The sequence below is a fragment of the Kitasatospora sp. NPDC052868 genome, from assembly GCF_044547105.1.
In the GTDB taxonomy this organism is placed as follows: Bacteria; Actinomycetota; Actinomycetes; order Streptomycetales; family Streptomycetaceae; genus Kitasatospora.
In genome coordinates this window covers 376,423-388,713 of sequence record NZ_JBITZW010000008.1, presented here as the reverse complement: position 1 = coordinate 388,713, position 12,291 = coordinate 376,423, and the positions used below count along the sequence as shown (strand labels likewise).

Annotated in this window: 8 protein-coding genes; all 8 read left to right on the top strand. The window is 74.0% G+C overall.

What is annotated here, in order from left to right; all coding sequences use genetic code 11:
- On the top strand, positions 1-362 hold a 362-nt coding region (locus ACIGZJ_RS17000; protein WP_396457917.1), incomplete at its 5' end, for an acyl-CoA dehydrogenase family protein.
- Between the two features lie 76 nt (positions 363-438).
- Positions 439-1,191, top strand: coding sequence for a TetR family transcriptional regulator (locus ACIGZJ_RS16995; protein ID WP_396457916.1), 753 nt, complete (start codon positions 439-441; stop codon positions 1,189-1,191).
- Positions 1,192-1,497: 306 nt separating this feature from the next.
- Positions 1,498-2,364, top strand: coding sequence for a chloride channel protein (locus ACIGZJ_RS16990; protein WP_396457915.1), 867 nt, complete (start codon positions 1,498-1,500; stop codon positions 2,362-2,364).
- A gap of 129 nt (positions 2,365-2,493) precedes the next feature.
- Entirely contained in the window at positions 2,494-3,510 is a 1,017-nt protein-coding gene (locus ACIGZJ_RS16985) for a DUF2278 family protein (RefSeq protein WP_396457914.1), read from the top strand.
- 139 nt (positions 3,511-3,649) lie between these two features.
- Positions 3,650-5,401 carry a TIGR02677 family protein gene (locus ACIGZJ_RS16980; protein WP_396457913.1) on the top strand — a complete coding sequence of 584 codons (1,752 nt, stop codon included), beginning with the start codon at positions 3,650-3,652 and terminating at the stop codon, positions 5,399-5,401.
- On the top strand, positions 5,401-6,729 hold the full coding sequence (locus tag ACIGZJ_RS16975; RefSeq protein WP_396457912.1) for a TIGR02678 family protein: 1,329 nt from the start codon (positions 5,401-5,403) through the stop codon (positions 6,727-6,729). The genes ACIGZJ_RS16980 and ACIGZJ_RS16975 overlap by 1 nt, the downstream gene beginning before the upstream one ends.
- Positions 6,726-10,967 (top strand): TIGR02680 family protein, encoded by a 4,242-nt coding sequence (locus ACIGZJ_RS16970; protein ID WP_396457911.1) that lies wholly within the window; start codon positions 6,726-6,728, stop codon positions 10,965-10,967. Before ACIGZJ_RS16975 ends, ACIGZJ_RS16970 begins: the two co-directional genes overlap by 4 nt.
- Entirely contained in the window at positions 10,964-12,241 is a 1,278-nt protein-coding gene (locus tag ACIGZJ_RS16965) for a TIGR02679 family protein (protein WP_396457910.1), read from the top strand. The genes ACIGZJ_RS16970 and ACIGZJ_RS16965 overlap by 4 nt, the downstream gene beginning before the upstream one ends.
- The last annotated feature ends 50 nt before the right edge of the window (positions 12,242-12,291 follow it).

Here is a 12,291-nt window from a genome sequence, read left to right as displayed (position 1 = left end):
ACGCGAAGGGCTATGTGCGGGAGCGCAGGCAGTTCGGGAAGCCGATCGGTGACTTCCAGGGTGTGCAGTTCATGCTGGCGGACATGGCGATGAAGTTGGAGGCGGCGCGGCAGCTGACGTATGCGGCGGCGGCGAAGTCGCAGCGGGGGGACGGGGATCTGACGTTCTTCGGGGCGGCGGCGAAGTGCTTCGCGTCGGATGCGGCGATGGAGATCACGACGGATGCGGTGCAGTTGCTGGGCGGGTACGGGTACACCCGGGACTACCCGTTGGAGCGGATGATGCGGGACGCGAAGATCACGCAGATCTACGAGGGCACCAACCAGATCCAGCGGATCGTGATGGCCCGCAACCTGCCGTAGCCCACCCGCGGCACACCACCGCGCGCGGCAGTACACGGCAGTCCGGCTGTTCGAGGCCGATGCTATGTTCCGGGGAATGAGCGAGCAGGAAGAACAGGACCAGCCCATGAACGACGGGCCGTCGAAGCCGGCGATGCGCGAAGCGCTCGTCGCCGCAGCCTTCGAGCTCTTCCTGGAACGCGGCTTCGAACAGACCACCGTCGACGACATCGTCTCGCTCGCCGGTGTCGGCCGGCGCTCGTTCTTCCGCTACTTCCCGGCGAAGGAGGACGTGGTCTTTCCCGACCACGAGCGCAGCCTCGCCGAGATGACGGAGTTCCTGGAGTCCGGCACCGGCGAGGAGGACCCGGTCAAGCACGCCTGCGACGCCGCCCGCCTCGTCCTGCGGATGTACGCCGAGCAGCCGTCCTTCTCCGTCCAGCGCTACCGGCTCACCCGCAAGGTGCCCGGCCTGCGCGCGTACGAGCTGTCGGTGGTCTGGCGGTACGAGCACACGCTCGCGCACTACCTGCGCGGCCGCTACGACGGGCGGCCGGACGGGGCGCTGCGCGCCGACGTGATCGCCGCCGCCGTGGTCGCCGCGCACAACCACGCGCTGCGGACCTGGCTGCGTTCGGGCGGGGAGAGCGACTGGACCGTCGAGGTGGACGCGGCGATGGCCTTCGTCACCGGCACCTGGAGCGACCGGGCGGCCGAGGGCGCAGCGGACGGCGGCGACGCCGAGCCGGACGAGGTCGTGGTGCTGGTGGCCAGCCGCCGGGCGCCGCTCTGGCGGATGGTGCAGGGCATCGAGAGCGCGCTGGGGGAGACCCGACAGGTGCAGCCCTGACCCTGCTCCTGACGTTGCCTCCGGCTTTTGACGGTGCCCGGACTCCCCACGGAGTCCGGGCACCGCGTGCGTCTCGCCCGCTGCCCGACCTGCCCGACCTGCCAGACCTGCCCGTCCGTCCCGTTCTGCCCGTTTCCGGTCACCCGTCCGGCGCAACCCGACCGGGACGCGCCGGTGCGCGCCGGCGGCCGCCGTGCAGGCCCGTCGCCCCCGGGCGAGACTCGGCCGCAGGAGCGGGACGCCGTAGGAGCGGGACGTCGCAGGACGGCCCGGGTGGTGGCGGCCCGGGGAGCGGGAGGAACGGGCATGCCCCAGCAACCGGTCGGCGATCCGACCCTGAGCGACGTGGTCCTGACGAGGGGATACCTCGGACTGCTGCTGATCGCCACTGTGGTCGGCATCCCGGTCTCGCTGGCGGCCTTCGGCTTCGTCAGCCTGGAACACGAGCTCCAGCACTGGGTCTGGGAGAGCCTCCCGCAGGCCGTCGGTCTCGACCGGGCGCCCTGGTGGTGGCCGCTGCCCGCGCTGCTGCTCGCCGGCCTGCTGCTCGTACCGGTCGTCACCCGCCTGCCGGGGCGCGGCGGCCACGTCCCGGTGGACGGCCTCGGCGGCCCGCCGACCCCGCCGAACGCCCTCCCGCGCCGGACGGCACAGCGGACGGTGCTCTGCGCGGTCGCGGTCGGCGCCTGCATCACGGCGTTCGCGCTGCTCACCGGCCGCTCGCCGGAGGAGGCCGCGCTCTCCGGACAGGCCACCCTGGGCGCGCTCGCCGCCGACCCGCAGTCCTGGTCGATCGGCGCGCTGGTGGCGCTGACGCTCTGCAAGGCGGCGGGCTGGGGCATCGCCCTGGGCAGCCTGCGCGGCGGCCCGATCTTCCCGGCGCTGCTGATCGGCGCCGCCATCGGGGTGGCCTGCGGGGCACTCCCGGGCCTGGGCACGGCCCCGGGCCTGGCCGCCGGGCTGGCCGCCTCCGGCGCGGCCGTCACCCGGCTGCCCGTGACCAGCACCGTGCTCGCGGCGGAGCTGCTCGGCGGCGACGCCACCAACGCGATGCCGCTGCTGATCGTCGCCACCGCGACCGGCTTCCTCACCGGCGAGCTGATCCGGGCCCGGGCGACGGGACGGGGTGCCGGACGGGCACCGGTCCCGGCCGCCGCCGGACGCACCGGCTGACCGGCGCCCGGCCGTAGACCCTTTCGACGGACGCGCGGTGAACATCCGTCGATTCACCGTGGCCCGAGGCCTCTCGTAAGGGATAACGGAGGGGCTCCGCCCCACCCCCGACCCCGAAGGGACCCGCCCATGCCCATCAAGAAGTACGGTGTGCTCGCCGCCACCGCCGTCGAGCGCCGCCGCGAGGGCTCCACCGACACCCCGCACTACCAGATCCACCTCCGCGACGCCCACGGCACCGACTACCGGGCGGCGGTCAACGTCGAGTCCCAGCAGGCGCCCTCGGACCTCCTCTTCGCCGTCGTGGAGGACTTCCGGCACCCGGTCACCGGGCTGCTCCCCGATCCGGGCAGCGGCTGGACCGACCTGCCCTCCAAGCCCGGCACCGCCAGCCTGGACTACATCCGAGGCAACCTCTTCGACCCGGCCACACTGCGCACCCTGCCGCCCGACCTCGCGGGCGCGGACAACGACCTCGCCGACCTGCTCGACCACTACGTGCAGCGCGCGATCAACGACCAGACGGCCGCCGTCTTCCTGCTCGGCCAGCGCTTCGGCCCCGAGCCCACCGTTCCCGACAAGGTGTTCGGCTTCCGCCCCGGCAACGGCGTCCACGACATCCACATGAACCAGGGCAACGGCGGCAAGTTCCGCGCCGACAACGGCGTCTTCCAGGACGGCGGCCTGCTGATCCACCTGCCCGCCGAGAACCGCTGGGTCGCCGTCTTCCTCGCCTTCCAGTCCCAGTCCTGGCACACCGACGACGAGCACGGCAACCCGATCGCCGACGCCCCGTCGCGCCCGGTCGACCCGACCGGCGGAGAGATCCCGCTGCGCATCGTCGCCGCCCTGGTCAACCCGGTCGGCCCGGCCCCCGAGGACGAGACCGTCACCGTCCTCAACACCTCCTCGGGCCCGGTCGACCTGACCGGCTGGCACCTCGCCGACCTGGCCAAGCACCGCCTCGCCCTCCCGGCCGGCCCGCTCGCCCCCGGCGCCACCCTCACCGTCCACCGCGCCGGCGCCTTCGAGCTCGGCAACCACGGCGGCGCGATCACCCTCCTCGACCCCGCCGGCCTCAAGGTCCACGGCGTCGCCTACACCGCCCGCCAGGCCTCCGCCGAGGGCCGCACCATCACCTTCTGACCCCACCCCCGTCCCCGCCCGGCTCCCCGGCCGGGCGGGGGATTCCGGGTGCGGGACGCTGCGTCGTTCGCCTCGATGCGCCGTCCGGATTCCATCGAGCGGGTCCGAAGCGTCGGTGCCGGAGGCTACTCTCACCCGCATGGAGCAGCAGTCCCACCAGCCACGGGGTCACGGAGACGGTGAGGGGCTGTCGGAGGGCGGATCCGATGAGGACCGGCTGTGGCAGCGCCTCACCGCCTACGCGTATCTGAGCGCGCCCGAGCGCCAGGAGTACGTGGCGGTCATGCGGGTGTTCTGTTCGACCCTGCTCGCGGATCTGGCGGTCCCGGATGTGCTGGCGAAGCTCGTGGCGGGGGGCGATCCGGCCCGGACGCCCGACTCGGAGACGCTCACCGCCAGGCTGGAACAGCTGGTGAAGTGGGGCAACCTGCTGCGCAGCACACACGCGGTGAAGGCGGCCAGCATCGCCGACTACCAGCGTTCGCGGGCGCGGTACCAGCTCTCGAAGCCCGGCGAGCGGGTGCAGCGGGACGCCGACGAGGTGCTCGCCGGCGCGGACGCGGCCCGCGAGGTGAGCAGCGAGCTGCTGGCGCTGGTGGACCGCGGGCTGCGGGAGCTCCTCGCCGCCGTGCGGCAGCCGGGTGGGGCCGATCCGCAGGGCGCGTTGGAACAGGTCAGCACGCTGTTCGTGCAGTTCGCCGGGTTCGCGGAGTCGGTACGGGACTTCTACGCCTACCTGGGGCAGGTCCTGACCCGCTATGACCTGGACGGCCACGAGTACCAGGGTTTCAAGGGGCTGCTGCTCGACTATGTGGAGGCCATCACCGAGGACGTGTCCTACCGGTCGCCGAGGATCGCGGCGAGTCTCACGGAACTCTGGCCCGTCCTTCCGGGACTGCTCCAGCGGATCGACGAGCACGCGGTCGGTCTGACCGCACTCGCCGCGAGTCCGTCCGGAGCCTCGGGTCCGGCGACGAAGGTCCAGCGCAGCCGCGGGCGCGAGCTCGCCGACTGGGAGGGGCTGCGCGGCTGGTTCGTCGACGCCGACGGCCAGGGAAGCCAGGTCGACCAGCTCCGGGACGCCACGCTCCGGGCTCTTCAGTCCCTGCTGGCCAACGCCAAGCGGATGCTGCGTTCGGCGTCGGGGGAGATGTCGAGACGCCGGGACCTCCTGCGGCTCGCGGCCTGGTTCGACGCCGCCGACCCGGACGGGGCGCACGATCTCGCGGTCGCCGCCTTCGGCCTCTACGGGGCCCGCCATCTGGGGGTGGCACCGGACCCGGACGGGACGGTGCCCGCCTACGTGAGCTGGTGGAACGGGCCGGTCGTCGACGTACCGGTGGCCCTGCGCGAGCGGGGGAGCCGTGCCCAGCGTGGCCGTTCCGCCGCCGTCGAGGACCACTCCGTTCAGAAGCGGCGTCTGCTGGAGGAGGCCCAGGCCCGCGCCGCCGCCCGGCAGGCCGCGGCCGACGAGCTTCGCAGCGCCTCCGGCCGGTTCGGGCGGGTCCGGCTGACGTCCGCCGCGATGACGCTGCTGCTGGAGCTGCTGGCCTCCGCCCTCGGCAACGCCCAGGTGCGGCGATCCGTTCACGGGGTCGACCAGGTGCCCGACTTCGCGCTGGACGACATCTCCGCGGGCGACGCCGAACTGGACATCAGGCTGACGGCCCGCCGGGTCCTCGGCGCCGCCTCGGTGCTGTACTCCGTGGACGGCGACCTGGTGGTGGACGACCTGGAGATCACGGTCTGCGGATACGGCGGTCCTGTCCTGCCGCGCCCCGCCGTCCCGGCATCTGCCGTCCAGGACCCTGCGGCTCAGGACCCTGTGGCTCAGGACCCCGCCGGTCCGGGCCTCGCCCAGCAGACCGCCGGCGTGGAGGTGGGCGCCTGATGGTCCTGCCCTCCACGCACGACGTCGCCCTGGCCGCCGAACGGCGGGCCGCCGCCCGGCTGCTCCTCGCCCACCCGCTGGTGACCGCGGACGGGCCGCACGCCGACACCTTCCCGCTGATCAGACGGCACGTGGACTGGCTCTCCCAGCGCTTCCAGCAGGTGCTGGGCTACCGCCTGGTGGTGGAGGCCTCGTTCGCCCGCCTGTTCAAGGCCGGGCTCGGCCCCGGTGCCGGACACCGCCTGGTCCGTTCGACCGGCACGCCGTTCACCCCGCGCACCTACTCCTACCTCACCCTCGCCCTCGCGGTGCTGGTGACCGCACCCGAGCAGATCCTGCTGTCGCACCTGGTGGCGGATCTGCGGGCGGCAGCGGTCGACGCGGGCCTGGACCTGGCCGACACCGGTCGGCAGGTCGAGAAGCGGACGCTGGCCGCCGCGCTGCGACAGCTCGTCGACTGGGGGGTGCTGACCGAGACCGAGGGCAGCGTCGGATCGGTGACGGAGGATCGCGGCGGCGAGGCCCTGCTCACCGTGGACCGCGAGATCGCACGGTCGATCACCGCCGGTCCGCTCGCACAGAGCCGCGACGGAGCCGACCTGATCCGACGCGCGGCCGATCCCGGGTTCGGCGGCCCGCGCACCTACGTACGGCGGCGCCTGGTCGAGACCCCGGTCGTCCACCTCGACGACCTCACCGACGGTGAGCGCGAGTGGCTTCGCACCCGGCAGCGCCGGGAGGCCCACGCGTTCTCCGAACTACTGGGCCTGGAGGCCGAGATCAGGGCCGAAGGCGTCGTCCTGGTCGACCCGGACGACGAGTTGACGGACCTCCCCTTCCCCGGCACGGGCACGGTCGCCCAGGCCGCGCTGCTGCTGGTGGAACGGCTCGTGCGTCACCTGAGGCCCGATGGCGCCGGCCACCCGGCGGTCGGCGGCCGACTGGTCATCGGTGTCCCGATCCCGCCCGGGCTCGTCGACGAGATCCTGCGCGACCTGGTCGAGGAGTACGGCCGTCGCGGCAACTGGCAGCGCGGCTACCTGGACGACCTGGGCGCGCTGCACACCGACGTGCTCGACCTGCTGATCCGCGTCCGGCTGGTGGCCTCCGCGGGCCCGTTGCGGTCCGAGGGCCACGGACTCCCGCAGGATCACCCGAGCGGCTCCTCGGACGGCCGGCCCGTCACCGAAGTGACGGCGGCCCGCGGCCATCCGGTCAGCGGCCACGTGCTGCTCGCCGCGGCCGCACGCTATGCCACCACCGTCTCGGTCCGTCCACAGAAAGAGCCGGCACAGAGAGAACCAGCACAGAAAGAGCCGACACCGTGAGCCGCCAGTCCACACCCGCCGCGCCGCACGAACACGCCGCCCACCGCTATCGGCTGCACCGCGCCGGCATCCGCAACGTCTGGCAGTACGACGAACAGGAGTTCCTCTTCGGCGAAGGCCGTCTGCTGCTGCGCGGCAAGAACGGCGCGGGGAAGTCCAAGGCTCTGGAGATGCTGCTGCCCTACCTCCTGGACGGCGATGCCAGAGCCCTCGACGCAACCGGAACGGGTCGCACCACGCTCGCCTGGCTGATGCTCGACGGCTTCGAACAGACCAACCGCCTCGGCTACCTCTGGGTCGAGTTCCGCGGCACCGACGCCGAGGGCGCCGAACGGTTCCTCACCATCGGCGCGGCCGTCCGCGCCTCGAAGTCCACCAACACCGCCAAGCCCTACTTCTTCACCACCACCCGGCGCGTCGGTACGGACCTGCTCCTGGCCGAGGCGGGGCAGCCGCTGTCGCTCGACCGGCTGCGCACCGTCGTCGGCGCCGAAAACGTCCTGGAACGGCCCACCGACCACCGGGCACGCGTGGCCCGGGACTTGTTCGGCCTCACCGACAGCGCGCGCTACCGCAACCTCACCCAGCTGCTGCACCGGCTGCGCCGCCCCACGATCGGCGACCGCATCGAGTCCGGCGGGCTGGTCACCGTCCTCAGCGAGACCCTTCCCGCACTCGACGAGGACGTGGTCGAGAAGGTCGCGCGCAACCTCGACGACCTCGACAGCGTCCGCGACGACCTCGGCCGGCTGGAGAAGACCGACACGGCGCTGCGGCACTTCCTCGGCGGCTACCGGGGCTACCTGCACGGGGTGCTGCGCCGGCGGGCCGGCGCCGTCGACAGGGAACTGGCGGCCCTCGCCGACCGGCGCAAGGCGGCCGGTGACGCAGCCCAACTCGTCGGCGGGCTGCGGATCGAGGAGGCCGAGGCCACGGCGGTCCACGACCGGCTGCGCACCGAGCAGGAGGAGGCCAAGGCCGAGCTCTCCGCCCTGCGCCAGAGCACCGGCTACCGCAGCCTCCAGGAACTCGGCGAGCGGCGCCGGACCGTCGCAGCCGTGCGGGCCGCGGCCGAGGCGGCGTTCGAGATGCTGCGCGTGGCCCACGAGGGCGAGCATGCCGCCGGCGCCGCGGTGTCCGCCGGAGCGGACCGGGTCGGCACCGCACTGCGACGGTTCGGCGACTCACACCGGGACCTGCGCGACGCGGCGGAGCGGTCCGGCATCGGTCCCGCCCACCTGGGGGAGCAGTCGTCCGTCCCCGCGGTCGTCCTCCAGCCCGCCGGCGAGGAAGAGCTGCTCGACCCCGACGGCGTCGCCCGTCCGGTCGGGCGGAACCGGGTGACCGCCTACGACACGGAGGCACTGGCCGAGGCACTGCGGCTCTGGGACGCCTCACTGACGACCGCGGAGCCGGTCGTCAAGGCCAGAATGAGAACGGTCGCCGAACTCTCCGGCCTGCTGGCCCACGCCCGCAGCGCTGCCGCCACCGCGCGCGACGCGGACGTGGAACGCGAACGGCTGGGCGAACAGGCCGAGCAGGCCACCGAGCTGGTCCGGCACCGCCGCCTCGCGGTGCTGGCCGCCGGCGACGGCTACGCGGCGCAGGTCATCGCCTGGGCCGAGCACCTGGAACGGCTGGCCGGGACGCCTTCCGGCGAGGCCGACGGCCCGCCGGGTGACCTCCGCGCGCTGGTGGCGCGCGACGAGTCCGGTGACGGGTCCTTTGCCGACCAGGCCCTGCCCGCCGACGTCGGTGAGGTGGTGGCACGGTCCGCCGAGCGGATCGCCACCCCCGCCCTGAACACGCTCGCCGAGGAACGCGACCGGACGACCCTCCGGGTTCACGGCCTCTCCTCGACGCTGGACGAGATGCTCCGCGAGAAGCACGCGTGGGAGCAGCGGACGGACCCGGAGCCGCCCCGCCCCGCGCACCGTACCGCGGCCCACGCCGGGCAGACCGGGGCACCGCTGTACCGCACCGTCGACTTCGCGGACGGTCTGACCGCGCCGGAGCAGGCCGGACTGGAGGCGGCACTCGAGGCCGGCGGGCTGCTCGACGCCTGGATCACCGCCGAGGGCGCCCTCCTCGACCCGCTGACGCAGGACACCCTGCTGCGCCCGGGCCCCGCGGTCGCCGACAGCCCGACCCTCACGGCGGCGCTGCGCCCGGCCGTCGCACCCGGCGGCGCAGTGACGGCCGACCGGGTCGAGGCCCTGCTGGCGTCCGTCGCCCTGGTACCGGTCGGCGCACCGTTCGACGAGACCGCCCACAGCGCGATCAGCCCCGACGGGCGGTGGCGGCTCGGCGTCGCCCGGGGCGCGTACACCAAGGCGCAGGCCGAGTACGTCGGCGCGGAGTCCCGGGCCGCCACCCGCCGTCGCCACATCGCCGAACTCGCCGACCGCATCGGCGCCGCGCGGCAGGCACTGCACGAGGAGCGGGCCCGACTCACCGAGCTGACGGACCGCCTCGGCACACTGACCACCACCCTGCGCAACCTGCCGCGAACCCAGCCGCTCACCGACGCGTGGGCCCGGCTGGCCGCCGCCGAACAGTCCGAGGACGCCCTCGCCCAGGCCACGGCCGCAGCGGCGACCAGGGCGGACCAGGCACGCGCCGCGAGTGCGGCGGCCCGCCGACAGTCCGAGGCCACCGCCACCGCACACGCTCTACCGGTCGACCCGGCCCTGCTGGACACCGTGCGCGAGGCCCTGCGCGATCTGACGGCCGGAACCGGGCGCCTGCGCCGTGACCTCCTCGCCGCGGGGCGGATGGTCATCGACCACCGGACGGAACGCGGCGGCTTCGAGGACGCTCGCACCCGCCGGGCGGCCGCGGCCTCCGCCTACGCCGGGCGTCGCGGCGAGCTGGCCGAGTCACGGCGTGAGATCCGCACGCTGGAGGAGAGCGTCGGCGCCTCCGAGCAGCAGCTCCTCGCCGCCGAAGACGCCATCGGCCGGCGCCTGGCGGCGGCCGCCGACCAGGCACCCCGGGCCGGGGCCAAGGCGTCGGAGCTGCACGACAGGCGGGTCCGCGCCGAACAGGACGAACAGGTCCGCCGCGAGGAACTCGGCACTCAGGAAACGGCCGTGATCCAGCGCGGCCGAGAACTGCGCACCGCGCTCGCCGCCCCCGAGGTGCTGCGCGGCGCCGCGCTGGCGGGCCGTGCCGCCGAGCTGACCGCGCCCGACCCGGCGCACGACGACGCGCGTACCCGGCTCAGGGCCCTGCGCGGGCTCCTCGACCACCTCCGTGGCTCGCTGGATCCCGAACGACGCGACATCTCGGACACCACCCTGCTCAACCGGTTCAACGACCTGCGTGACCAGCTCGCCGGCGGCTATGACGCCGCGCTGGAGGAGCCCGACGGCGTCAAGGTCTGCCGGCTCGTCGACGACACCGGACAGCACGATGTCGCCCTGGTGGGCGAACGCATCGCCGCCCAGGCGGGCGAGGCCCGGGCCCGGCTCACCGAGCGCGAGCGCGACGTCTTCCAACGCTTCCTCACCGGAGAGCTCGGCGACAACCTCTCCGGTCAGGTGCTCGCCGCCGGTGCCCTGGTCAACGCGCTGAACGACACCCTCCGTTCGGTCCGCACCTCGCACGGCCTCGGCGTCGAACTCGACTGGCGGTTGGCCGACACCGTGGACGCCGACGTCCGGGCTGCCGTGGAACTCCTGCGAAGCCCCTCCGGCCTGCGGACCCGTGAGCAGTCCGAGCACCTACGCGAGGTGCTCCAGCGGCGCATCGAGGACGCCCGCCGGGCCGACCCCGCCGCCGGGTACGCCGCCCACCTGCGAACCGCGCTCGACTACCGCTCCTGGTTCACCTTCCAACCGTGGGTCGTCGACGAGTCCGCGACCGTGCGCAGGCGCAAACTCACCGGCCGCACCGGCCTGAGCCAGGGCGAGCAGCGGGTCCTGTCCTACCTGGTGTTGTTCGCCGCGGCGGCGGCCCACTTCAGCACCCTCGCGGAGTCGACCCCCCACGCGCCGCGCGTCATCCTGCTCGACGACGCCTTCGCCAAGGTCGACGAGCCGACGCACGCCCGACTCGGCCGCATCCTCGTCGACCTCGACCTCGACTTCGTCCTCACCAGCGAACGGCTGATGGGCAACTGGCCGGACGTGCCGTCCCTGCACATCTACGAATGTCTGCGGGACCCGCACCACCGGGGCGTCGCGACCCTCCACTACACCTGGAACGGGCGCAACCGCCGCCTGATGAGCGGATGAACGCCGCCGACGCGCCGGCCGCCGAGGCGAGGGAGTGGCTGTCCAGACCCGAACTCGCCGAGCTGTGGGCCGCCGTCCGCGCCCGGCTGGAACGCAACGGCCTGCAGGCCACCGGAACCGTTCGCCTCACCGGCCTCGGCCAGGCGCAGCGGGAGTCCATCTCCCTGCTGCTCGGCCGTCCGGTCGTTCGCGCCGAGGCCACCGTCCGGCTCGCCGACCTGGACAGCCGGCTGCGCGCCACGGCGGCGCAGAGCGGTCTGGTCGACATGGTGGGTCGGCTCGGAGGGCCACTCACCGACCGCCGCGCCGCCCGCGCCACCGTCGACGCCCGGCGCTCCGACCTCTGGGAGTCGGCGACGACGGCGCTGGCCTCCTCGACCCTCGCCGACCACGCGTGGGCACAGCGCTGGCTGACCGACCTCCGCCGCAGCGGCACCCCAGGGCGCCTCGGACCCGATGCCGCCAAGGAACTCCTCCGGCAGGCGGTCCACGTCCTCGCCCTGCTCCTGACCGACGAGGGCGGCGCGGGACGGCCCCGCGGCCGAGGCGAACTCGCCTCCCTCGTCACCGGAACCGCCCACGGACTCGACGACGACACCCTGCTCGCCCGGTTCGTCCTGCGCGGCATCGCCCTCGCCCACGACGAGCCCCCACCGGGCGATGCCGCGGGCCGCCGCTCCCTCTGGCGCCTCGTCGCCGTCTCGCCGGACGAGGTGTCCAGCACCGTCCTCACCTACGGCCTGCGCCCCGCCGGCGACGGCTGGCGCGAGCGGGCGCTGCGCGAGCGGGCCGACCACCACAGCGAGTCCCATCTCACCCTGCGCGACCTGCGGGCCCTCGACCCCGCACCGGCACCGGGCACCCGCGTCCACATCTGCGAGAACCCGCAGGTCGTCGAAGCCGCCGCCGACGCGGCCTGCGCGGCGCCCTTGGTCTGCACTTCCGGCAGTGCGGCCACCGTCGTCCTCGAACTCCTGGACGCACTCGCCGAGGCCGGCTGTGAACTCGCCTACCACGGGGACTTCGACTGGCCGGGCCTCAGCCTGGCCAACCGCCTCATCCAGCGCTACGGAGCCCGCCCCTGGCGGATGGCGGCCGACGACTACGAACAGCTCGCCGCCCACACCCGCTCCCAGGGAAGCCCACCCCTCCCACTGTCGGGAACCCCCGTGGCCGCGACCTGGGACCAAGCCCTCGCCCCCGCGATGACCGCCCTCGGCACCGCCCTGCACGAGGAGTCCGCCCTCCACCTGCTCCTCCCCGACCTGGCCTGAACCCCGCCCCGGGGCCGAGGGGGCTTGGGCCCAACGCAAAAGTGCGGGTC

Bases quoted from the DNA above. Each gene is read 5' to 3' on its own strand.
- ACIGZJ_RS16965 (WP_396457910.1), top strand. From the start codon at position 10,964: ATGAACGCCGCCGACGCGCCGGCCGCCGAGGCGAGGGAGTGGCTGTCC.
- ACIGZJ_RS16995 (WP_396457916.1), top strand. From the start codon at position 439: ATGAGCGAGCAGGAAGAACAGGACCAGCCCATGAACGACGGGCCGTCG.
- ACIGZJ_RS16980 (WP_396457913.1), top strand. From the start codon at position 3,650: ATGGAGCAGCAGTCCCACCAGCCACGGGGTCACGGAGACGGTGAGGGG.
- ACIGZJ_RS16990 (WP_396457915.1), top strand. From the start codon at position 1,498: ATGCCCCAGCAACCGGTCGGCGATCCGACCCTGAGCGACGTGGTCCTG.
- ACIGZJ_RS16985 (WP_396457914.1), top strand. From the start codon at position 2,494: ATGCCCATCAAGAAGTACGGTGTGCTCGCCGCCACCGCCGTCGAGCGC.
- ACIGZJ_RS16975 (WP_396457912.1), top strand. From the start codon at position 5,401: ATGGTCCTGCCCTCCACGCACGACGTCGCCCTGGCCGCCGAACGGCGG.